Annotated in this window: 22 protein-coding genes and 2 pseudogenes; 17 read left to right on the forward strand and 7 right to left on the reverse strand. The window is 68.0% G+C overall.

All coding sequences use genetic code 11. The features are described 5' to 3' along the window. Positions 1-43: 43 nt before the first annotated feature. The 3 genes from Psi01_RS08870 to ppk2 all read right to left on the reverse strand — a co-directional run bounded on the left by Psi01_RS08870 (position 44) and on the right by ppk2 (position 4572). A complete protein-coding gene (locus Psi01_RS08870; protein WP_204063466.1) occupies positions 44-3154 on the reverse strand; it encodes an ATP-binding protein in 3111 nt (1036 codons plus the stop codon). Positions 3155-3207: 53 nt separating this feature from the next. Continuing rightward, positions 3208-3669, reverse strand: a complete 462-nt coding sequence (locus tag Psi01_RS08875) for an SRPBCC family protein (RefSeq protein WP_204063467.1) — start codon at positions 3667-3669, stop codon at positions 3208-3210. 66 nt (positions 3670-3735) lie between these two features. After that, a complete protein-coding gene (gene ppk2 / locus Psi01_RS08880; RefSeq protein ID WP_239127344.1) occupies positions 3736-4572 on the reverse strand; it encodes a polyphosphate kinase 2 in 837 nt (278 codons plus the stop codon). Positions 4573-4981: 409 nt separating this feature from the next. Between ppk2 and Psi01_RS08885 the strand changes: the two genes are divergently transcribed. The 7 genes and pseudogenes from Psi01_RS08885 to Psi01_RS44535 all read left to right on the forward strand — a co-directional run. Next, the gene (locus tag Psi01_RS08885) at positions 4982-5317 is read left to right on the forward strand and encodes a hypothetical protein (protein ID WP_204063469.1); all 336 of its coding nucleotides are present in this window, start codon (positions 4982-4984) and stop codon (positions 5315-5317) included. A gap of 97 nt (positions 5318-5414) precedes the next feature. Continuing rightward, positions 5415-5828 (forward strand): hypothetical protein, encoded by a 414-nt coding sequence (locus Psi01_RS08890; RefSeq protein ID WP_204063470.1) that lies wholly within the window; start codon positions 5415-5417, stop codon positions 5826-5828. A gap of 677 nt (positions 5829-6505) precedes the next feature. Continuing rightward, positions 6506-7267: pseudogene (locus tag Psi01_RS08895) on the forward strand (transposase family protein); the annotation flags it as partial. 131 nt (positions 7268-7398) lie between these two features. After that, a complete protein-coding gene (locus Psi01_RS08900; RefSeq protein WP_204063471.1) occupies positions 7399-8127 on the forward strand; it encodes a helix-turn-helix domain-containing protein in 729 nt (242 codons plus the stop codon). Between the two features lie 58 nt (positions 8128-8185). Further along, the gene (locus Psi01_RS08905; RefSeq protein WP_239127346.1) at positions 8186-8845 is read left to right on the forward strand and encodes a dihydrofolate reductase family protein; all 660 of its coding nucleotides are present in this window, start codon (positions 8186-8188) and stop codon (positions 8843-8845) included. A 325-nt stretch (positions 8846-9170) separates the two neighbouring features. Continuing rightward, positions 9171-9434, forward strand: a complete 264-nt coding sequence (locus Psi01_RS08910) for a hypothetical protein (RefSeq protein ID WP_204063473.1) — start codon at positions 9171-9173, stop codon at positions 9432-9434. 136 nt (positions 9435-9570) lie between these two features. Further along, a pseudogene (locus Psi01_RS44535) lies at positions 9571-9933 on the forward strand (DUF4240 domain-containing protein); the annotation flags it as partial. A gap of 30 nt (positions 9934-9963) precedes the next feature. On the opposite strand, the gene Psi01_RS08920 reads toward Psi01_RS44535, so the two are convergent. Continuing rightward, positions 9964-11094 (reverse strand): helix-turn-helix domain-containing protein, encoded by a 1131-nt coding sequence (locus tag Psi01_RS08920; protein ID WP_204063474.1) that lies wholly within the window; start codon positions 11092-11094, stop codon positions 9964-9966. Positions 11095-11279: 185 nt separating this feature from the next. Here Psi01_RS08920 and Psi01_RS44400 point away from each other — a divergent pair, with 185 nt between their 5' ends. Both Psi01_RS44400 and Psi01_RS08930 read left to right on the forward strand, forming a co-directional pair. After that, the gene (locus Psi01_RS44400) at positions 11280-13316 is read left to right on the forward strand and encodes a SufS family cysteine desulfurase (protein ID WP_204063475.1); all 2037 of its coding nucleotides are present in this window, start codon (positions 11280-11282) and stop codon (positions 13314-13316) included. A 615-nt stretch (positions 13317-13931) separates the two neighbouring features. Then, the gene (locus Psi01_RS08930) at positions 13932-14297 is read left to right on the forward strand and encodes a hypothetical protein (RefSeq protein ID WP_204063476.1); all 366 of its coding nucleotides are present in this window, start codon (positions 13932-13934) and stop codon (positions 14295-14297) included. Between the two features lie 180 nt (positions 14298-14477). Here Psi01_RS08930 and Psi01_RS43225 read toward each other — a convergent pair whose 3' ends face one another. Next, positions 14478-15155 (reverse strand): DUF6000 family protein, encoded by a 678-nt coding sequence (locus Psi01_RS43225; protein WP_239127354.1) that lies wholly within the window; start codon positions 15153-15155, stop codon positions 14478-14480. A 31-nt stretch (positions 15156-15186) separates the two neighbouring features. Between Psi01_RS43225 and Psi01_RS08945 the strand changes: the two genes are divergently transcribed. The 3 genes from Psi01_RS08945 to Psi01_RS08955 all read left to right on the forward strand — a co-directional run bounded on the left by Psi01_RS08945 (position 15187) and on the right by Psi01_RS08955 (position 17353). Continuing rightward, positions 15187-15582: a DUF6463 family protein gene (locus tag Psi01_RS08945; RefSeq protein ID WP_373872475.1), complete on the forward strand. Its 396-nt coding sequence runs from the start codon at positions 15187-15189 to the stop codon at positions 15580-15582. Positions 15583-15845: 263 nt separating this feature from the next. Beyond that, on the forward strand, positions 15846-16163 hold the full coding sequence (locus Psi01_RS08950; protein WP_204063480.1) for a tyrosine-type recombinase/integrase: 318 nt from the start codon (positions 15846-15848) through the stop codon (positions 16161-16163). A 587-nt stretch (positions 16164-16750) separates the two neighbouring features. Next, complete coding sequence (locus Psi01_RS08955) at positions 16751-17353, forward strand: DUF6461 domain-containing protein (protein WP_203878486.1); 603 nt, start codon at positions 16751-16753, stop codon at positions 17351-17353. Between the two features lie 334 nt (positions 17354-17687). Here the strand turns inward: Psi01_RS08955 and Psi01_RS08960 are convergent, their stop codons facing one another. After that, positions 17688-18047 (reverse strand): cupin domain-containing protein, encoded by a 360-nt coding sequence (locus tag Psi01_RS08960; protein ID WP_204063481.1) that lies wholly within the window; start codon positions 18045-18047, stop codon positions 17688-17690. 2 nt (positions 18048-18049) lie between these two features. Continuing rightward, positions 18050-19714, reverse strand: coding sequence for a helix-turn-helix domain-containing protein (locus tag Psi01_RS08965; RefSeq protein WP_204063482.1), 1665 nt, complete (start codon positions 19712-19714; stop codon positions 18050-18052). Positions 19715-20063: 349 nt separating this feature from the next. On the opposite strand from Psi01_RS08965, the gene Psi01_RS08970 reads away from it, so the two are divergent. The 5 genes from Psi01_RS08970 (at position 20064) to Psi01_RS08990 (ending at position 22484) form a co-directional block, all read left to right on the forward strand. Beyond that, on the forward strand, positions 20064-20360 hold the full coding sequence (locus Psi01_RS08970) for a hypothetical protein (protein WP_204063483.1): 297 nt from the start codon (positions 20064-20066) through the stop codon (positions 20358-20360). 264 nt (positions 20361-20624) lie between these two features. Further along, a complete protein-coding gene (locus Psi01_RS08975; protein ID WP_204063484.1) occupies positions 20625-21359 on the forward strand; it encodes a GntR family transcriptional regulator in 735 nt (244 codons plus the stop codon). 116 nt (positions 21360-21475) lie between these two features. Further along, positions 21476-21901, forward strand: a complete 426-nt coding sequence (locus Psi01_RS08980) for a plasmid replication, integration and excision activator (protein ID WP_204063485.1) — start codon at positions 21476-21478, stop codon at positions 21899-21901. Then, positions 21901-22173 (forward strand): hypothetical protein, encoded by a 273-nt coding sequence (locus Psi01_RS08985; protein ID WP_204063486.1) that lies wholly within the window; start codon positions 21901-21903, stop codon positions 22171-22173. The genes Psi01_RS08980 and Psi01_RS08985 overlap by 1 nt, the downstream gene beginning before the upstream one ends. Beyond that, the gene (locus tag Psi01_RS08990; protein WP_204063487.1) at positions 22170-22484 is read left to right on the forward strand and encodes a hypothetical protein; all 315 of its coding nucleotides are present in this window, start codon (positions 22170-22172) and stop codon (positions 22482-22484) included. Before Psi01_RS08985 ends, Psi01_RS08990 begins: the two co-directional genes overlap by 4 nt. Positions 22485-22512: the final 28 nt, after the last annotated feature.

Raw genomic sequence — 22512 nt, forward strand, 5'->3', positions numbered from 1 at the left:
GCCGATAGCCCGCGAGCCGGTAGCCCGCAAGACGCTGACGGTGTCAGACCACCCGCTCCAGGACGGCGCGGGCCTCGGCCAGCAGGTCGGGGCCGCGCCGCTCGCCGTACTCGGCCTCGATCCGGGACATGACGCCGGGTGCGACCCGTTCGGCGTGCGCGGACAGCGCCGACCACCGCATCGTCGGAGTGAACTGGTTGTAGGCGAACCGCTCGGCGAGCACGAGCAGCCGGACCGCCTCCTCGGCGGGCAGCGCCTCCTTCAGCAGGCCCCAGACGCCCAGTCCGGCGAGCACCATCCCCGCCATCGGATAGTCCCTGAAAGGAGGGTTCGGATCGAACACGGTCAGAGCCTTGGTCCGCAGCGACTCGAAGAGGTCAGCGCCGTCGTCGCCCTCGCCGTACTGCGCGAACGCCGGGAGCGCGATGACCTCGCCCAGGACGGCCCACGGTGTGAGACCGTCCGGCGCGCCCCGGACGCGCGGGTTCCCGAGCCTGTCGGCGGCCTCGCGGTACCGTCGCAGTCCTTCGGCGACGTCGCCGTCGGCGAGGGCCAGCTGGGCTCTGCCGACGGCCACCGACAGGACCTCGCCGTAGGTGCCGTGGGAGGGGAGCGCTTCCAGCTCCTCGATCATCCGCGCGGCCTCGTCGCGGCGGCCCTCGACGAGGGCCGCCATGGCGAGACCGGTGCGGACCTGGACGGCGTCGTCCACCGCCCCGAGGCGTTCGAGCACCGGGAGCGCCTCGGCGGCGTGCCAGGATGCCGTGGCGGAGTCGCCGGAGCGCGCGTACAGGCCGGCCAGCTGGGTGTGCAGCACCGCCCGGTGCCAGGGACCGCCTTCCTCGCCGACGAGTTCGAGGGCGGCCCGGCCCGCTTCGATCGCTCCGGCCGGGTCGCCGGCGTTCTCCAGACCGTGGCTCAGCCAGTGCAGCGCGGTCCGGCGGACCAGCGGGTCGGGGTCGGCGGTCAGCTTGTCGAAGCCGTTCTCGGGGTCCGACATCGTGGTGAGCAGTACGGTCACCATCGCCCGGATGGCCGGGTCCGCCGAGTCGGCGCCCAGCCCGGACAGCAGCCGTGCCAGCGGCCTGGCCTCCTCGAAGGAGATGATGATGGTGTTGATCAGCGCGATGCTCAGGGCCACCCGGGTCCGGTCGAGGAGCCGGGGCGGCGGCGTCCAGCCGGTCAGGGCGGCGGCGACGGCCGGGGCGAGGACGATGCTGCGCGGATGGTCCCCGCAGATCGACCAGTAGCCGCCCAGAGCGGAGAACAGCACCACCACCGATTCCAGGTCGGGGTCGGCGAGGGCGTCGCGCAGGATGTCGGCGAGGTTCGTCTCCTCCGAGCGCAGCCGGTCCATCGCGTCGACCTGCTCCGGGGAGTACAGCCGCACGCCGTGCCGGTCGGCGTAACCGACGGCCCACGCGCGTACGGCGGCCCGCGCCTCCGCGGTCTCACCGGCCGACTCCAGCCGCATCCGGCCGAACTCGCGCACCGTCTCGAGCATGCGGTACCGGATGCCCTCGGCCGTCTCCACGACGGTGAGCAGGGACTGCTCCACGAGCTCCTCGACGTCGCCGAGAGCGCCGTCGCCGAGCACCTCCTCCGCCGCGTCGAGGGTGAAACCGTCCGGGAAGGCCGAGAGACGGCGCAGGGCCCGGCGCTCCCGCTCACCGAGAAGGTTCCAGGACCAGTCGATCACCGCCAGCAGCGTCCGGTGCCGGGAGGGGGCGCTCCGGTCGCCGCCGCGCAGCAGCGCGAACCTGTCCTCCAGCCGGCGGGCGATCTCGGCCGGCGACATCACCCGCACCTTCGCGGCCGCCAGCTCGATCGCGAGCGGCAGGCCGTCCAGGCGGGTCACGACGGCGCGCACGTCATCCTCGTCGAGGCGCACACCGGGCCGGGCCGCGGTCGCGCGGTCGCGGAACAGCTCGACGGCGTCACCGGTTCCCAGCTGGGGCAGCGGGTAGACGCGTTCGGCGGCGATCGCCAGCGGTGAGCGGGTCGTGGTGAGGACGCGCAGCTCCCGCGTGGTCGCGGCCAGATAGGCGACCAGGTCGGCGGCCGCCTCCACCAGATGCTCGCAGTTGTCGAGCACCAGCAGCGTCGGGGCCAGGTCGAGCTGCTGGGCGATCCGGGCGCGGACGTCGGCGAGCTGCTGGGGAGTGAGCGTGCGGCGTCCGGTCACCGAGTCGCGGACGCCGAGCGCCGACCCGACCTCGCCGACCAGGTCCTCGGGCGCGGTCACGCCGACCAGTTCGACGAAGTGCACCACCGGCTGCGGGACCTCACGGGCGACGGCATGGGCGAGCCGGGTCTTGCCGAGCCCGCCCGGACCGAGGACCGAGACCACCCGGGACGTGGCGAGCAGTGCCCGCACCCGCCGGAGGTCGTCGTCGCGGCCGAGCAGCGGGGTCGCGTCGAACCGCACCCCGGCGCGCACCGGGCTGTCGAGCGCCAGCAACTCCCGGTGGACCCGCCGCAGCTCCGGGCCGGCGTCGGCGCCGATCCGGTCGCGCAGGCCCGACCGGTAACGCTCGAAGCGTTCCAGCGCGGCGCCCGTCCCGCGTACCGCCGCCTCGCTGCGCAGGAGGTCGGCGAGCAGCCCTTCGTCCTCCGGATGGGCACGCCCGGCCTCCTCGAGCACGGGCAGGGCGAGGCCGTGGTCGCCGCTCCGGCTCCGGGCCCGGGCGAGTACGGCCCGCGCGGACGCCAGGTCGCGTTCCGCGCGCCGGCGCACCTCGGCCAGCGGGCCCTCACCCTCGGAGGGCAGCGCCCCGGCGCCCAGCGCGAGCGCCTCCTCCGCCGCCGCGGCGGCCGCCGCCGGATCCTCGGCGAGCAGCGCCCGCGCCCGGTTCGCCAGATCGTGCAGCCGGACGGCGTCGACCTGATCGGGCGGGACCTCGAGCCGGTAACCGCCCCCTTCGGTGGCCAGCGCCTCCGGCCCCACGACCGCCCTGGTACGGGACACCAGGACCTGCAGCGCCTTCGCCGGATTGGCCGGCTCGTCGTCCCCCCACACCTCCGCGACGAGCCGGTCCGCGTTCACGGTCCGGCAGGTGAGCGCCAGGGCGGCGAGCAACGCCTGAGCCCTCTCGCCGACCACCGGCTGCCCCCGCCACCGCACGCCGTCGAGCAGGCTCAGGTAGATCGGCATGGCCCAAGTCTAGGCTTCACCGAACAGCCCGGACCGGGCCCGCGGTCCTCAGGCTAGGAGGCCTGCCGGGACTCGCAGTCATGTGCGAGGTCGATCAGATCCTGAGTGTTGTTCTCGACGACGCATCGGGTGATCCGGAAGCGGCTCAGGGCCTCCACGATCTTGTAGATCAGGCTGCCGCCCGTCGTCTCCGAAGTGACGCGCACTGTTGTGGAGACACCGTCTCGGGCGGGAAGGAGAACGTACTCCATCGTGGAGCGCGGTCCGACGACGGACTCGGTGAGGAAGCGCCGGGGAACGTCGAGTTCGACCACTTCGAAGTTCGCGCTCGATGACTGACCGTAGACCGTACGGGTCTCACACCAGCGCGTTCCCAGCCCGAAAGGGCCGTCCGTGAGTGACTCGACAGCGTCGATCTTGCTGAAGAGCTCCGCGCGCCGGGGGATGTCAGTCAGTGCGGCCCAGACGGTCTCCACGGGAGCGGCGATGGTCCGCTCAAAGCTCATCGGCTTCATGAAGGGAGCGTATTCGGTGCCGCCGGGCTCGGCGGCCCCGGCCGGTGCTCGCGACAGGTGCTCCGTTCAGAACGGGGTGGGGATGTACCGCAGCGGGAGGTCCGGTTCTACGTAGCCGTTGGCCCGCTGGCGCTTGGGCAGGGTGAAATCCTTGTGGGCGAGCGGCTTGTAGGGGACCTGGCTCAGCAGGTGGCTGATGATGTTGAGCCGGCCCCGCTTCTTGTCGTCGGTGCGGGCGATGTACCAGGGCGCCCAGGCGGTGTCGGTGGTGGCGAACATGGCGTCGCGGGCCCGGGAGTAGTCGTACCAGCGGCTGTAGGATTTCAGGTCCATGTCCGAGAGCTTCCAGATCTTGCGCGGATCATGGATGCGGCTCTCCAGCCGCCGGGTCTGCTCGGTGGGGCTGACCTCCAGCCAGTACTTGAGCAACAGGATCCCCGAGTCGACCATGGCCTTCTCGAACGCCGGCGTCAGCCTCAGGAACTGCTCGGTCTCCTCCGGCTTGCAGAAGCCCATCACCCGCTCGACTCCGGCGCGGTTGTACCAGCTGCGATCGAAGATCACGACCTCACCGGCGGCCGGGAGATGGGGAACGTACCGCTGTATGTACATCTGTGATTTCTCGCGCTCGGTCGGGGCGGGCAGGGCGACGACCCGGAACACGCGGGGGCTGACCCGCTCGGTGATCCGTTTGATCGTGCCTCCCTTGCCGGCGGTGTCGCGCCCCTCGAACACGATGCAGACCCTGGCCCCCGTGCTCTTGACCCACTCCTGCATGGCGACCAGTTCGCCGTGCAGCCGCCGCATCTCTTCCTCGTAGTCCTTGCGCTTGAGCTTCGGAGGCGCGTCGGCGGAGGTCTCCGGCGTCTTCGCCTGATGCTTCCTGTCCCTCTTCTTGGCCACGTGGCTCACCTCTCGGCGCTCGCGATCCGCAGATCCTGCACCGCCGTCCCGGGTGCCGAGGCCGGGCACGGCCGGCCGCTGCTTCGACCACTCTTGGCCTCGGCCGAGCCACCGCGTGGGCAGGCCATGCCAGCATGGAGCCGCCGGTACGGGGTCGCCATCCCTCACAGCGGGTGATTCGGCGACCCGGGCACCGTTGCCGGAGATCCGCCGCCCGTCGTCCACGCGGGTCTGGAAGTCCCGGTCATCAAGTCCCTCGCAGAACAGCGCTATGAGATCATCGGCGTCATGACGACGATCAGAAAGGGCCATGCCGCGTAGGCGCCCCGCTGCGGTTCGCCCACGATGGGCGCGATGCAGAACCCACAGACCCTCGATCCATCAGGTCCCCGGCCTCACGGCCCGGCCGATGGCCGCGGTCATCGCTCTTGAGCACACGATCCTGCAATCGGGAGAAGTGGCGGCGGCGCTCATGGCCTGGACCCGGGACGTCATCCCCGGCACCACGACTCAGCTCCCGCCCACGTGCTCGTGTCCCGGATGCTCATGGGAAATCGATCCACGCGGACATCTCGAGTGGATACTCACCGCCCTGCCCGCCTGGGCCAGGCCGTACCTCTACAGCCTGGTGCTTCCCATCGACCAGAGCTTCATCGCCAGAACGACCCCTGACCCCCACGCCTCACCCGACTGGCCATGGTGGCGGCAACGCCGCCGTCCGTACTTCGGGGACGGCATCGGCTGAACCGGCGACGGGCCGGCCCGGGTCGGGAGTTCTCCCCTGACCTGGGCCTTCGTTCTGAGAGCGGGTAACGGGTGTCGGTCAGCTTACGATCATCGCCATGGGTGAATCCCCGCAATACGGCAGATACCGTCATGACGCCGTCGTGCTCGCGGAGATCGGGCGTCGTTTAAGGGCGGTGATGGGTGAGATGGCGAAGAGAGTGTTCGTGTTGCTTCGGGGACGTCGGCCGGTCGCGAAGCTGGAGGTGGACGGTGAGGACTTTCCCCGCCTGTACTGCCGGGTTCACCCTCTTCCCGGGTTCGAGGCGGTGCGGCCCGTGCTGGAGAAGGCGTGGGAGTCGGTGGAGAACAACGGCAGTGTCTGGCCGATCGTGCGCATGCGGTTGCTGCGGCTGCGTTTGCGTCCGGACTGCGGCGGTCCGTTGATCACGCGGGTGATGGTGATCCTTGATGGCGAGCGGGCGGTGCTGCGGTACCGCTATGGGCTCGTGGCTCGCCGACGTCTGCGGTGAGAGCCGGGGCCGCGGGCTTGGTGAATGATGCGATGGCTGGGGGCGTGGGCGCCTTAACGTGCCCGCCGCGATGACCTATCGGCACGCCAGCAGGGGTGCTCGCTCCCGTGGGCTGGTTGCACGTCAATTGCACGGAAGATCGAGAAGGCTCTAGAAACGATCAAGGACCGGGTTGGGGATGTCTTCCTGACCTGGGCCTCGGTGCGTGGAGCGGGTGAAGGGGACCGGACTCGCGCTGTCAGCTCGGGAAGGCATGGATCATGCCTCGTAGGAGCACTGGGCTGGGTGTTCAGTCGGTCGTGAGTGACCGTGGTCGATCCCTTGTCACCCTGTCTGATGGCACGCCAATGGTACGAGGTCAACGGTGCTTTGCTTCGCTGTATGCCGCGTGCGTCCCGTGTGCCGTCGGCCCGTTCGGACGAGCAGCGGGCCGGAGCCGGGGGCAAGATGGAGCGACCTGCCGGAGGGGCGGTCCCGGCCTCCTATACCGTTGGGGCGATAGAAGAAGGTTGTTGACAAATCAGGCGATGTGGAACATTGAGGCTTTTTCATCCTCCAGTGGACCGCCGACTGGTTACAGCATGATCGCGGGTGCGGCGTTTGCCTGATGACGTAGAGAAGCTCCTGGTAGACGGGTTGATCACCACAACCATCACCGTCACAGCCAGGAGCTTCAGGTGCTGTTCTACCGCGCCGCGGTCGATGTGTCGCGTCCAACGCTGACCTACGTGGCCGGCATCATCCGACGGCACCGCACGACGATCAGCACCCCTGGCGGCGACTCGACCCCGGCCAGCAGGCCCTGCTGGTCCTTGTCTACCTGCGAAAAGGCGAGACGTTCGCCGAGATCGCCGCAGGCTTCGGCGTCTCGGTGGCTACCGCTTGGCGCTACGTCGAGGAAACCGCGCGCCTGCTGTCGGCCCGCTCACCAAAACTCGACCGGGCCCTGCGCAAGGCCAGGAAGGACAGGCTGCACTACCTGGTGCTGGACGGCATGCTGATTCGCATTGACCGCGTGCGGGCCGACCGGCCCTACTACTCGGCCAAACACCGCGTGCACGGCATGAACATCGGAGGTCATCGCTTCTCCGGACGGGACGATCATCTGGACCTCCGGCGCCCTGCCGGGCACGATCCATGATCTGACCGCCGCCCGCATCTGGGGCATCCTGCGCGCGCTGGAGCGGGCCGGCATCCTCCCCCTCGCCGACAAGGGCTACCAGGGCGCCGAAGGGCCGATCGTCACGCCGTACAAGGGCAAGGACAAGCCCGAATCCCAGAAGCAGGCCAACCGCTCCCACGCCCGGCTACGCGGTCCCGGCGAGCGCGCCAACGCCCAGCTCAAGAGCTGGCGTATCCTCCGTCGGCTCTGCTGCAGCCCCGGCAAGACCGGGCACCTGTGCAAGGCCATCGCCGTCCTGCACAACTACACGGTCACCCGGGATGAGAAAGGTTCACTGGATCGTGGTGAGGACTCCGGATTCGATCACGATCACACTGCCGTTGGTGACACTGCCGATTTTTCTCTACGCTCCGGGGGAACCTGAGCAGGTTGAAAATGGAGGGGGCCTTGGCCTTGCGGTTCGAGCATCGCGACACCGAGATCGACGCGAGCATCGTCGACCGCGTGTGGCGTACCCGCAGCGATGTCGAGGACACGATGACCTCCGCGGCGCGCACCTGCCGGCATCTGATCCTCTCGCGGACGCGGGGACGCCTGCTCGCCGGTCTGCGCGGGCCGGAGACGAGGGCGACCACCGCACCGGTCTTGCCGGATGCCGAGTTCCTGGGGGTCCGGTTCGCGCTCGGCACGGTTCTTCGGCCGCATCCCGCAGCCTCGGCCATCGACGGGTACGTGCCGTTCCCGGTGACGGACTCGGGCAGGATCGTCATCGGCAGCCAGGACTGGGAGGCGCCGACGTACGAGAACGTCGAGCACTTCGTCCGGCGACTGCAGGACGCGGGTCTGCTGGTGCGATCGCGCCTCGCGGAGCAGGAGCACGCCGCCGAGCATCCCAAGGCCAGTCCCACCGAGCGTACCCTTCAGCGTCGCTACCGCGCGATCACGGGGTTGTCGCGAACCACCGTGACGCAGATCGACCGCGCGAACGCCGCGGCCACGATGCTGCGCGACGGCCACGACTGGCGCACAGTCGTCGAGACGCTCGGGTACTTCGACCAAGCCCACCTCGCGCATGCGCTGCGTCGCTACGTCGGGCGCACCGCGCGCGAGTTGCAGGCGGGCGAGCATGCCGCGATGTCGTTCCTGTACAAGACCCGCCCTGGACCCGGCAGCTAGCGTCCGCCTGTCGGCCGCCCCCGGCCGGCCGTCCGCAACCCGAATTCAGGGGAGAACCGTGCTGCTCAGCGTCAACATCTTCGTCAGTCTCGACGGCGTCATGCAAGGACCCGGAGCCCCCGACGAGGACCGCTCCGGCGGCTTCGACCGCGGCGGGTGGCTCGTCCCGCACGCCTCGGCGCACACCAACGAGGTCGTCGAGAGCTGGTTCCGTGAGGCCGATGCGTTCCTGTTCGGTCGCACCAGTTTCGGCCTGCTCGGCGGGTACTGGCCGAAGGTCACCGAACCTGACGACCTGATCGCCACCAAGCTCAACACGTTGCCGAAGTATGTCGTCAGCTCGACGCTGACCGACGAGGAAGCCGACTGGAGCCCGACGACCGTCCTGCGCGGTGACCTGCTCGATGAGGTACGCCGCCTCAAGGAGCTTCCCGGCAAGGAGCTCCAGGTTCACGGAAGCTGGAGGCTCGTGCAGACGCTGCACCGGGCAGGACTCATCGACGTCTACCGGCTCCTTCAGTACCCGGTCGTCGTCGGGACGGGGAAGAGCCTGTTCCCGGACGGATCGACCCCCGCGACGTTCACCACCGCACAAGAGCACGCGCGCGTACTGCCCGGCGGCGTCGTCTCGCTGACCCTCACCCCCGCGAGCCTCGGCACGATCTCCGCGGGCGCCTACACCGTAGACGAGGGGCGCTCGGCGACGGTCCTTGGCTGACACCGGTGCCCGACCGGCTTCGGGAGGCTGATCTCCGGCCAAGACAAAGGGGGCCTCAGCTCATCGCCACCACCGGTTCCATTCCGCTGCGCGAAAGCCAGAGCAGGAGCCCTTTTCCAACCTGGCGGCGCTGGTCAACGTAGGCGCAAGAGGACTGGGTTGAGGTGAGATGAGGCCCCCAGTAAGACAGCAGTCGACCAAGATCCGATGCCCCAACCGGGAGCCTCGTCTCATCCGCTACTGCCTTCTGCAAGTCCGCCGCGACCTGGGCCATCAGGATGAAAAGCCTCATTGATCACTCCATAGAGAGGGTGATCTTTTGGGCGTGTCAGGCAGGTTCTTCGGGTATGCGATCGGACTGCTGCTGCTCGCCGTGGGGGTCACGCTAGGTTTGATCGTTCTCCCGCGTCTGGTCTACCCACCACTGACCAACGAGCAGTTGCAAGGTGTCGGTGAGGCGTTGATGAGACTGCAGCTCAAAAGCGCACGGTCGGCGCTGGAAGTCGAGTTCCGCTGGCAACTGATCGCCTTGGTGGGCATGTTCCTGGGAGCCGGAATGATCGGCTCCTGGATGTGGTCCAAGAAATGATCCTATCGATTCCTTCGATCATGGAGCGGGTGACGGGAATCGAACCCGCGTTGTCAGCTTGGGAACCATCTACTGATCTTGCCGCCCTGACCTGGGAAAACGGGGATGCAAGTCAGAGTGGATCGCTTGCGTGTGAGTGACTGCGGCTGTCCGCCTGTTCCGGCACGAATCTGGCACGCGATCGAGGTCGCCGTGTTGCGACGTTGTCAGCCGAGCCTGGCACCGTGCGGCGTCAGATGTCGACGAGTTCTGGCTCTTCCTTCAGTGGCCCCGGGAAGTGACCGGTGACCCTGATGAGCGCCTCGGGTGGCTCGCCCTCCACCTCGCGTGGAGTCCGCTGGCCCGGATCGTCGGCTTCCAGGTCCTTCTCAACCGAATACGGCGGCGATCCGACACTTACGACATGTGGGAAGCGGCCAACCTGGTATTCGGCGGCTACTGCTCCACCGACAGCTTCTGGTGCTTCCAGGCCTGGCTGATCGGGCTTGGCCGGAACACCTTCGACCTTGCCGGGACTTCCGTTGATGAATCAGGCGGTGATCCGGGTCATCTCCCGCAGTTCCCTCCGGGTCGACTCGCAGTCCATCGCCCGCAGCCGGGCCAGCACCGGTCCGGCGTCCGCGTTGAATCGCAGCTCCTCCGGGCAGCCTTCGACGATCCGCCACAGCAGCGTCACGGCCGCGCTCGAGTCACCGTCCATCGCGTGCGCGGTGGCCACGGCCAGCAGGTGCCGCGCCTGGCGGTCCTTGTCGGGGAGGCGGTCGGCGTCGACGCCCGCCGCGAGGCGGATCGCCTGCGCGTACCGGCCCATCCGGACCGCGACTGCCACCCGGTGCAGGTCCACCTCCAGCGCGAACTCCGGGCCCAGCCGGTTGCCGATCTTACGGGCGTGGTTCAGCAACTCCTCGGTTCGCAGCACGTCGCTCGCCTCGGCGGCGGCGAGCGCGGCCGTCAGGTAGCAGAGTCCGGTGGCCTCCAGCGACTCGGGCCGGTCGTCGATCACTGCCAGGCACAGCCGGCGCGCGTCGGCGTACCGGCCGAGCGAGACGAGCACGCCCGCCATCTCGGCCTGGATGATCGCCGAGCCCTCCGAAGAGGCCACCGCACGATCGGCGGCGACCAGGGCCAGCGCGTGCTGGCCGCAGCTTCGCAACAGCGCCGCGAACAGCCGGTACACCTGGATGAGGCCGGCTGTGCCGGCTTCCCGGTCCGCGCCGGTGGCGGCCCTGACCGACAGGTCGGCCATCGACAGCAGCGGCGGCAGGCGGCGGCGCGTCTCGGTGTAGCGGTGGGGCGAGCGTTGCCAGACCTCCCACGCCGCCATCACGTGCTGCTGCACCCGCAGCACGCTCTCGGCCGCCTCGCCGGTGAACCGGCCGGGCAGCAGCAGCGCGTTCCCGACCTCGTCGGATTCGCCGTGGTCGCAGGCGGGCGGGAGTTTCGTCCGGCCGCCGACGAGCTCGGAGAGATCCTCGACGCGGAGCACTTCGGCGATCCGCATGATGGTCGACAGCCGATCCAGGGGTTTCACCCCGTTCTCGACCAGGCGGAGCCATTCCTCGCTGCATCCGACCAGGTCGGCCAGGATTCTCCGGGTAAGGCCGCGCGAGCGGCGCCTGGCCATGATCCGCGTGCCGTCAACCAAGAAATCACCGACCATGCCGCCACATTAGGCGAGGAATTCGAGGTCCTCGGTGGCCGGAAATGACGGCAACTCCCGGACACCCTGTCCCCCCTGGAACGCGGGTTATGTTGGAGGGTTCACCATGACACAACTCCAGTTGGATCTAGCCGGTCGGGACTCTCGGACACTGCCGCTACACCGTTCGGCGGGAGGAGACCACGATGGCGATCGACGTCGAGTCGATTCGAAAGGAATTCCCGTTCTTCGAAACCGCCCCTGACGATTCCCGTCCACCCGTGTACCTCGACAGCGCCGCCACCACACAGAAACCCGCCGTTGTCCTGGACGTGTTGAACCACTACTACATCCGCACCAATGCGAATGTGCACCGGGGCGTGTACCGGCTGGCCGTACAGGCGACCGAGCTGTACGAAGGGGCGCGGAGCAAGATCGCCGCGTTCGTGCGCGCTCCACGAGCCGAGGAGATCGTGTTCACCAAGAACGCGACCGAGGCCGTCAACCTGCTGGCCAACTCGTTCATCTGGGCGGACGGACGGCTCCGCGTCGGTCCCGGCGACGAGATCGTCCTGACGGAGATGGAGCACCACTCCAACCTGATCCCCTGGCGGCTGCTGGCCGAGCGGGTGGGGGCGAAGGTCAGATATCTCGGCATCACCGACGACGGCCGCCTGGACCTCGCCGACCTGAGCGAGAAGATCGACGAGCGGACCAAGGTCGTCGCGGTCGTGCACGCCTCGAACATCCTCGGCACGGTGAACCCGGTCGCGACGATCGCCGCCCGCGCGCACGAGGTCGGCGCCCTGATGGTCGTCGACGCGGCCCAGTCGGTCCCGCACCTCGGCATCGACGTCACCACGCTGGGAGCCGACTTTGTCGTGTTTTCCGGCCACAAGATGTGCGGCCCCACCGGAATCGGCGCCTTGTGGGGCAGGTACGAACTCCTGGAAGCGCTCCCGCCCTTCCTCGGCGGCGGCGAGATGATCGAGAACGTCGCGGTGGACGCCATGCACTACGCCGCGCCCCCGCTCAAGTTCGAGGCCGGCACACCCCCGGTCGCGCAAGCCGTCGGCCTCGGCGCCGCCTGCGACTTCCTGAGCGAGATCGGCATGGACGCGATCGCCGCCCATGACCAGGCCCTGATCGAGTACGCCCTGGACCGGCTCGGCAACGTGCCCGGCATCCGTTTCATCGGCCCGACCGACACCGCGAACCGGCTGCCGCTGCTGTCGTTCGTGGTGGACGGCATCCCGCTGCAGCGCATGCGCGCGAGTCTGGACGAGGCGGGCATCGCCGTCCGGTCCGGCAACCACTGCGCGCAGCTCGCGTGCAGCCGGTTCGGCGTCCCCGCCGCGATCCGGGCCTCGTTCTACCTGTACAACTCCCCCGACGAGGTCGACATCCTCGCCGAGACCCTGGAAACGGCCACGAGGTCCCAGGCCGCCGTGACCGCGGACACCTCCTTCGATGTCAGCCGGGTACGGCCGTACAAGGACATCCTGCTCCCGTCGATCTTCCAGCCGTGGGCGGAGTACATGGTCCAGGCGCTGGCGCCGGTCCCCGGCACCAAGGCGCTCGACGTCGGCACCGGCCCCGGCACCGTCGCCCGGGTGCTGGCCCAAGCAGTCGGCCCCACCGGCGCCGTGGTCGGCACCGACCTCAACCCCGCCATGCTCGCCCTCGCCGCCGAACTACCCGCCGCCGACGGCGCCCCCATCCAGTACGTGGAATGCGGCGCCACCCCGCTGCACGTCTCCGACCAGGCGTTCGACCTGATCACCATGCAGCAGGTCCTGCAGTTCGTTCCCGATCGCGGTGCGGCGCTGGCCGAGCTGCGGCGGGCCGCCCGACCCGGCGCGCGGATCGCCATCGCCACCTGGCAGCCGCTGCACCGCAACCCGCTCTTCCGCGCCCTGCACGATGCCGTCGCCGCCGTTCTCGGCCCCGACAAGGCAGATCTTTTCGAGGAGCCGTGGTCCCTGTCCGGGATTGAGGTCGCCACGCTGGCGAAGGAGGCCGGTTTCGTCGACGTCGAACTCCGCGAATGGACGCTGCCGGCCACCGTTCCCGGCGGGCCTGACGCGATCTGCTGCCTGTTCGACTTCTCCGCGGTCAGTCCGTACATCGGTTCGCGTCGCGCCGACCTCACGGCCGCCGTACGCGCGAATCTGGCGCACTGCACGGATGAGACCGGCGTCCACTCGGAGACCGCGGCGACCCTGGTGACTGCCCGAGCCTGACCGCCGCTCTCTCCTGCGAAGGCCACTTTCCGCCGGAAGGTGGCCTTTCAATCCCGGGAAGCGTCTGACGGGTCTCGCTGGTGATCCTTGACCCGAGAGGGAGGCGGGGGAAGAACAGCTCGAACGATCGACGCGATCCGCTCGGCGCCGGCAGCTCACCGTGTAACCGGGCAACGCACGGGTCGAAGGCGAGCGAAGCGAGCGGGGGTTTCGGGGATCGAAGGGAGCGGAGCCCCTTCGAAGCGCTGCCTGAAGCCCAGAGGTGCGAAGCGCCCCTCATGGTGGAAGGCCTCACAGTTCGGAGCGGGCGACGGGAATCGAACCCGCGCTGTCAGCTTGGGCACCGGCTACTGGCCTTGCTGTCCTGAGCTGGAGAAGCGGGGGTGCGGGTCAGAGCGATCTGGTTGACCGTGGGTCCCCGTGAGTGACCGCGGCTTCCCGCCTGTTCTGGTACGGATCTGGCACGTGATCAAGGAATGACCACTTCATCATCAGGACCATCGGGCCGTGATCAGAGACTCACAGCCCGGCCCTAAACAGTGCTGGACGGGCACGAATGTGGCCGGTTGCGTGCCTTTGTTGCAGTACCTCGGCACCGTAGGCAGAGTGAGCCGCATGATCGAGATCGACGGCCCTTTCTATCGGGTCAGCGAGCCCGGCTTCGAGATGCTGATCCCTCGATGGGAGGGGCAGGAACCCGAGAGTGCCGAGGAGGCCGACGCGACCGTCACCCTTCCGGACGGCACTCGTCGTTACGCCACCTTCATGACCCTCGATGTCGTCGGTAGGGTCATGGACCGCTGGAAGAGCACGGGCGAGAACCTCGGCGGCCGGTACTTCCGGTGCTCCGACCTGATCGTCATCCGTGAGCCGGGCTTCGCCTCGATGATCGACGCCGTGCGGGACATGATCGCGACAGGAGAGATCGACAGCGCTTGCACCGTGCTTCCACCTGACAGCGAAGAACAACATGCGGATTGAAGAGGAAGGTTCTTATGAGGTGCTCGGTGCTCGGTGCTCTGAGCTTGCGGTTAGCTGGGTGATCCGATTAGAGCGCCGGGAGCATTCCGCGTATCTTCCGGATCTTCATAGGCCAAGAGTGTCAGCGGCTATGGGAGGACTTCGAATCTTATGGAGGCCGTGGTCTAGGTTGGAGTCGCTCTAGCGTTCAACATGGGAAATCGTGCCGTCACCTGCGCTCATGCAATCATCGGCGAACCTGCACAGGCGATCGATCCAATCTTTCGGCGCGGCGGGATCGACGTTGAGTTCCTTCAGCCATGAACGTTCCCAGAGGCCGCCCGGAGCGAAGAACCGGGTGGCATGGTCGGTTCCCGGGCGTTCGTCCAAGTGGAGGAGTGCGCCCATCACCCACGACTGGTCGTAGCGGTACTCCGGATGAGGAAGATAGCGGTCGAGGTAGTCGATGAGAGGTTCGGTGTCCTCCGCTCCTCCGAAGCGGGCGAACGCGAAGCAGTATCCCTTGCCTGCATAAGGGCCGCCACTTTCCAAGAACAGTTCGCCAAGATCGCGGCGGAAGCGAGTGCGACGGTCAAGACCTATCAGGTAGGCGGCGACAAGCCGGGGACGCCAGTCCCCGCTCAGCAGTACGCCAAGTTCGTGATCGTCCGTCCAGGTGGCTCCCAGAACGGCCTGCTCGCACGGGTCGGCGGCGCAGGTCTGGAGCGCGAGTGACTGCCATCCTGGTGCCGTGGCGAAAAGGGGCGACCACGGCTGCGACCGCAGACACCGCCCTGTGCTACTCCCCTGAGCGAGGGAGCGGCATCCCCCCTGCGGGTGAGGGCGCCTGGGGCCCGGCCCGGAGAAGCTGGTGACCATGAGCTCCACGCACACGGCTCACCCGCCTACGTTGTCCGCGCCCCCGAGTCGGCTCACCATCTGGGCCGGTCGAACCATGATCCTGATTGCCGCGGCGCATACCGTTGTGTTCGCCCGCCTAGCCCCCTGGTCCAGCTGGCTCGCCGGGGACCTCCGCAACCGTGCCGCGGACAGCGACTCGGTGGCAACGTTCTGGGCGCTGCCCGGTGGATTCGTCGTGGTGCTGGTGCTGCTAGGGCTACTGGTGGCGCGGGCAGGGCGGCAGGGACAACGCGTTCCCGGGTACGTCGGCTGGGTGATCCTCGCCTGGGCGGCGCTGGCCGTCAGCCTGATCGGACCAAGTGGTTTCCTTCTCGCAGCCATCCCTGCCGGGCTGCTCATTGCGGCGGACGTCACCGCCAGACGACACTCTCGCGGTTCGTCCTGAGCAACTCTTGCTACCCGGAAACCCCGGTAGGGCGCCCCCCAACCCGCGTGGAACACAGCTCCGCGACGTCAGGCAGCCGATAGCGGAACGTCTCGCCGATCGCCCCAGCCATGTGAGAAGGTCAGCCATCACCAGGCGAGCGTGAGGGCTGCATGCGGGTGGCGGTGCGGCCCCGGTGCGGCGGCCGATGGTCGAGTACGGCGCGCGGGCGGTGAGCGGCCAGCGGTCCCGCGGGCCGACTGAAGTCGGATGCGGGCGCTCGGGTGGTCGCCCTGCCGGAGATCGTCATCGGTGGCCTGACCTGGCACCTTCAAAGGTTCAGCGAAGCAGATCCCGACGGCCTGGTCTTCGTGGGGGAGAAGGGCGCACAGCTCCGGCGGAGCAACTTCACGAAGATCTGGGCCAAAGCGATCAAGGATGCCGGCCTTCCGGCAATCCACATCCATGATCTCCGCCACACGGGCAACACCCTGGCCGCGATGACTGGTGCCTCGCTCAAGGACGACGGCGAGGACGGTGACGATCCGTCCCCTGCCGGAGCCAAGATCAATTGGTCTGGCGCGAATCTGGCACGCGAGTGAGAGCAGCCCCGGAAAACAATCAAGGCCCGGGTCGGGATTTCCTCCCTGACCTGGGCCTTCGCTCTGAGAGCGGGTGACGGGAATCGAACCCGCGCTGTCAGCTTGGGAAGTCTCTAACCCACCTGGTCGCTGAGCTGGCGAAACGCTGACCTGCGGGGGAGTGCTTCGGCTGCCCGTGATTCCCCGTGAGTTCCCCTTGTTCCCTCTGCTGACGGGCACGCGACGGGCACGCCCTGAGAACCCCCGTGCGGACGCACACACCCCGACCGCCGGATCTTCCCGTCGCCGTCGTCCCACCCTCCGGGGAGCGGGCCGGGGCCAGGGGTCAAGGTGGAGCGCCCCACCGGACGAACGACCTTGACCCCTGGCCCCGGCCTGCTCGGCTTGTCCTGGGGCGGCGGCGACGGGAAGATCCGGCCCCCGCCATCCACGAACTCGGCTCTTGCTCCTGGCGATCATCCCGGAGCCGGAGTGCCCCTGCCGGAGGCACATGGTTTTTAAGAGCGGCAGATCAGGAGGCGCACGAATGTCGGAGGTGATCGTTACTTTGGCGGCATACCTGAGGAAGACGGCTTGGAGTGGTGCGGATGGAGATCACATACGCCGACGTCGCTTGGCTGGCCGAAGACTATGAGTTGGGCGACGTGTGGTGCCTGACCTTCGTGTGGGGGCTCGACGAGGCGGAGGCGCTTCGACGCGTGGGCGCCGCAGAGGGGAGCATTCGGCCGCTCACATATGAAGAGCTGGATGATGAAGGGCTGTTCCCCGACACGGTTTTAGCCGGGAGGCTGGGCGGCTGGACCGTGCTCATCGAGAGAGGCGGATGGCAGGCAACAGAACGCGATGCCGTACGGGCCCTGTCGGCCGCGACAGAGGTTGTGTCGGTCCTGCGTCACGACCACGCGACCGGCAACTTCGTGTACGCCCGCGACGGAGAGACAGTGACCTCCTTCAACCCCACGATTCCCGCATGGCGCTACGGGAGGGACCCTGATCGTCTTGTGGACGCCATGAGGGCCGTGGGCTTCGATCCCGCACGTACGCCGGGAGGCGAGGACGAAGGCGAGAACGCCGATCATCCGGCAGTGGGCAGGGCCTTGCTACTGGCAGTACGGCTGACTCGCGTTGTCCTGACTCCGGAGGTCTTGCGCGGGCCATTGCTGGGCGGTGTCGTCCGTTCACCGGTTTAGGGCTCATGCGGCGGCGGCGTGCCGGTGGTCGGTGCGTTGGTTGGGTACGGCGGGTGCGCGGGTCGGTGGACGGCCCGGGTCGCCGCCGGCCGGGACCGGCGCCCACGCCGCACGCCCGGGCGGCGTGCGGCAGAGGGCCGGGTACGGCGGCGCGGCGCGCCGCCGCTTGATCCCTATAAGAACAATTCGGCAGTGAGTGGCGTAGCTGTGGGTGATGAGGCAGACGACCCTGTCCGCACCCCGGGTCCCATTCTTTACCGTGCGGGCGACCTCATCGCGGAGGCTGTAGGCGCTGTCGTGATGTTCTACAACCTCGCGGCTGCATGAGACATCGCTACTTCGACGGGGCTGAAGGCCAGCGCACCGTGAGGACGGTCGAGTCTTCCTCGGCCTGCCAGGAGTGGTCGATACCGGGGCCCCAGACCACGTAGTCGCCTTGGCGCTCCAACGTCGTGCTGCCCATGGTGAGGTCAAGGCGGAAACGGCCGCTGATGAGCACGATGAAGGTGGTTCGGTGGTCGTCGGCGGTCCACTCTGGGCGTTGCTGGCCGGCGGGGTGGATGCCCCACTTGATCTCAAGGTCTTCGGTGGAGCGGACGCCGTCGGTCTGGGGGTCCATGAAGTGGCCAAGGAGCCAGCCCTTGTTGCCGTCGGCGTCGTCGGTGGCGTTTCCGGTGTACCAGTTGTCGGCCATGCTCACAGCTCCCATTCGATCGAGGGCAGGTTCACGCGGGGACCGCCGATTTCGGCAAGTCGCCGGAGTCCTTCGGACAGGGCGAACAGACCTTCGTTGCTCCAGGCGGGATCATGCAGGAGCGAGCGGATGAGGCCGGCGTCGAGGGTGGAGTAGCGGCGCATGCCGCTGCATTCCCAGTTGGCCGCGATGTGGCCGCCGAAGCGGCCCCACCACTCCTCGTCCTCGATGACGATGAGCGCGGGGAATTCGTAGTTGCCGCTGACCAGGTTGAAGCCGAAGCCGGTGCTCTCCACTCGCCAGTGCTCTGGATGCTCGGTCAACCACATCATGGGTTCGGAGAGCCGGCTGGCGTGCATCGGGTCGGCGTGGAGCTGGTCGCCATGGGTGGAGTCCACGTCATCGCGGCCGAAGAGCTCTTCTTCCATCTCGCGCTCGATGGTGGCCAGGATGGAGACGTCCTCGCCGAAGTCCACCAATGGCTCGTGGAACGCCTTGGGGATGACCGCGAGCTTCTGCGCCGAGTTGAGTACGTTGCCCGAGCGCTCCTGCACAAGGATGACGTAGTCAGGGCGTCCTCGGCGGGCACGGCTCGCCGGACGGGCGATGGCGCATAGCGCCAGTGAACCGCCGGCACATAGTCGCTCAGACGGGTGAGCCACCGTCTTCAGGTCGGGCAGGTAGCGATCCCTCAAGGGGAGTGCACCCGTATGGATCGGGCGGCCATCGGCCAGGGCGTCCAGGAGTTCTCGCTCCAGCAGGTCCATGGACAGGGCGTAGTGGACGAACTGCGTGATGCCGAAGCCGGCGCTGAGCCGTCCGGGGCTGATGTCGACCTTCGTCATCCGGTACAGCGGGGTGTTGACGATTCGTCTGCCGGCGATGAGGGATTCGGCGAGACAGGCCACGGCAGCGTCAGAGCAAAGCTGGTCCATGGGAACTTGCGGGGAGGTCATCTCGGTCAGCGTGAAGTCTCCCTCCTCGGCTCCGAGCAGGAAATTCAGCCCGATCCAGTTGTGGTGCGTCACGATGCTGGTCGTGATGAGAGCGTCCTGCTCGCGGATGCGGTAGGGGAGAAGTCCTTCGTCTGAGACAGCGGCGCCGTAGTAGCTGGCGAGGGCATGAGCGACTTGCCCGAGGCTGATCCGGCCCCGCACCTGAGCCCGGTCACTCAGCGTTCGGGGGTCCAGGCCGACGAGGTGAGAGGCGACCTTCCGCCGGCTGCTTCCCGGCGCCCAGCCGGCTTGTTGGTCGAGCCAATCGAGTCCGGCGGTGATGTGCGGGTCGGTGGCAAGGCGTAGCTCGGCTGCGCTGACCGGCGCGGGAACGTCTTCATCGGCGCTGAAGGACTGGCGATCCTGTACGGCGTGCACCGGAGTGGAGCCCGCGGCGTCTTCCGACGTTTTCACTGTCTCGTCGCGCTGGGAGCGGACGAAACCGAGATCTTCCGGCCTCTGCCCGGTGAGCTGGGTCAAAGCCAACCGGTAGGCGGTACTGGGCCAGCGGACGTCCCCCGTCTCCCAGCGGCGGACCCGTTCGGGGTCGCACGTCAGGCGTTCGGCGACACCGGTCGCGGTGGCGTTGATCTGCTCGGCCAACTCCAAACGGGTGAGCCGGTTGGCGTTGCGCCACGCCCGTAAGCGAGCGTTCGGCACCTTGTCGGGCATCCGCAGACGTTCCTCTCGGCTGGGGGACTCAAGAGGGGAGCAGGGAGGGGACCGGCCAGGGGTCCCGTCGGGATCTATTTGCCGGTGGACTTGCCGTCAAGTAACCACCGTACGACAGCCCGCCTTCCGCCGCAGGAAGCGCGGTTCAAAACAAGGAGATGGCGACGGTGACCCGGCCAGACGAGAACAGCGAGACACGCCCTTGCCCCGCGTGCCGGGGCCGTGGAACCAAGCTGCGCCGCTCGCGCCGTGGCCTTCTCCTCGGCGAGAGCAGCACCGATCCCGAGACCTACGGAGAGCAGGAATGTCTCGACTGCCTCGCAAGCGGCCGGGCCGAAGGGAACGGCAGATGAACTCACTGATGGAGGCGGCGGCGGCCTTGCTGCGTCATCACCGCCACCAGCGCGACCTGCTCGCGCTGACCCGGCTGCAGGCGGCCCTGCTGGCCCGGGGGCTGCGTGCCGAATGGCGCGACAACAACAGTGCGCTGCTCATCTGGCGCACTGATCCGGATCTGCCGGTGCTGGTGGCGATGAGCTACGGCTGCAGCCACTACTGCTGGCGCTGGCGTGACGATGAGCACCGTCACCCGGTCGGCGACTCCGACGGGGCCGCGCGGGTGCTGGCCGAGTTGCTCGGCTCCTGAAGACGGGCGCGGCGGGGCAGGGTCCATCGGTGCGGAGGGCGTCCGATGAGCGTTACCCCTGCCTCGCCGCGCCGTGTGCTCCTCGGCAGGTGAAAGAACACGGTCGTGCAGTCCACCCCTGTGCGTGCGCCCCAGGGTCTTTCACCTGTCGAGGGGTTCTGTGTGCCTTCTCGCAATGTTCTTCTTATCCCCGGTGGGGTGACAGGACGACCACGCCGGGATACGCTCCGCTTGGTAAGACAACCCGTCAAATGCAGGACGGTCATGATGTCGCTTGAATCCGTACCGCCGAAGTATGCGCAACTTGTGCAGACGATCCAACGGCGAATCGAGGCGGGGACCTATGCTCCCGGCTCGCTTCTTCCCAGCGAGAACCAGCTCATCCAGGAATTCGGCGTCTCCCGGCCCACCGTGGTCGCCGCCCTGCGGGTCCTGCGCGAACAGGGCTGGATCGAATCCCAGCAGGGTAAGGGCCGCTTCGTGCGCGGTCGCCCTGCACTCACCTCCGCCGAACAGCCTCGACTCGGCCAGGCGTACCTGACCGCCCCGGAGAGCACATCCCCGGGGGAGGTGATGGAGGCGGCGGCGCTTGCCGCTCCCAACCGCATCGCCGCCCTGCTCGGCCTGGCTCCGAAGGGCAAAGCATTCCTGCGTCGTCGGCTGGTCAGCCGGGACGGGGAACCGACCGAACTAGTCTCGCTGTGGGTGCCAGTGGAGGTTTCCGAAGGCACCGACCTGACCAGCGCCGAACCGCTCCCACAAGGACTGCGGGATCACCTTCAGGCGCGCAAGGGCGTGCGATTTGATCACGTGGTGGAGCAGATCACCGCGCGCATGCCCACGGCCGAGGAGACCGCGCAGCTCGGCATGCCGAAGAACACGCCATTGCTGGCGGTCTACGGCGCGGTCAAGGACGCCTCGGGTACGGCGCTGGCCGTAGTAGAGGTGCTGCTTCCGGCCGATCGGCATGAGCTGGAAGACGCCTATCCGATCAGTTAGGCATCCATCACCTCACCCCAGAGCCCGCTTAGGCACTTGACCTATCAAGCGGGCTCTCTTATTCTCGAAACAGTTGACAGGTTAAGTGTCTGTCATACGACAAGAGGAGAGCCATCATGGCGCTGCAAGGCCCCATCCCCGTCAGCTTCGATCAGGTCTTCCCGCACGGCTGCTACGTCGTCGGAGAGGTGGAGGCGGTCAAGGACTTCGACGCCTCCACAGGCGGCCGGTTCGTCCAGGCCCGCGACAAGCTCACCAGCGAGCTGGTGTGGCAGATCGCGGTCATGGACGCCGACCCGACCGTCAAGCCCGCCCAAAAGACCGTCGCCGTCAAGATCCTGGCCCCCATCCAGCCGGTGCCCCCGGCCCCCATGCCGGGGCTGCCCTTCACCCCGGTCGAGTTCGACCACCTCACCGTCACGCCCTACGTCAACGGCGCCGGCCGTCTCGCCTACTCGATCAAGGTTCGTGAGATGCGTGCCCCGCGCACCGGTTCCACTCCCGTCAAGACCACCACCACACCCACGAAGGACGCCGCCTGATGACTCGTCGCCGTACCCACCGCATCAGCATCATCAACCTCAACACCGGCCGGGGCGCCCGCGCCACCCACCACCGGTATCCGGCCCGCACGCCGGTCCTGGCCCTGGACTTCGGGGCCGTCTCGGTCCTGGTCACCACCACCGCCAGCGACCAGGTGACCGCCGCCGACGTCGACTTCGCCCGCCAGCTCGCCCGCGAGGCCGACGCCTTCGCCTGCTCGGTCGAACGCTCCTTTCGCGGCTTGGCCTGCGGACGGGAGGCGGCGGCGTGAGCGAGCACAAGCCCTACACCTACGTCACGACGTCGATCGATAAGGACACAACCCGGCTCGGCATCGACTTCTACACCGCCGACCTGTGGGTCTCGGTGCTGGACATCGGGGGCAAGCGGCCGGCCTTGACCGTCTCCAGCCGCGAGGCCCGGGTGTTGGTCTCCTCCACCGGTGGCGGGCCGATCACCGATCAGGATCTCCGAATTGCTCGCGAGATCGCCGATGCAGCCGCGCGCTACCTGGCCGACTGCGAGCGCCTGCACGCCGCGCAGACGGTCATCCCTGGCAGCACCGATGAGGCTGCGGCCTGACAAGGAAGCGGGGCCGCTGGAACTGGTC

It is taken from the genome of Paraplanobispora siamensis, assembly GCF_016863175.1.
GTDB classification, from domain to species: Bacteria; Actinomycetota; Actinomycetes; order Streptosporangiales; family Streptosporangiaceae; genus Planobispora; species Planobispora siamensis.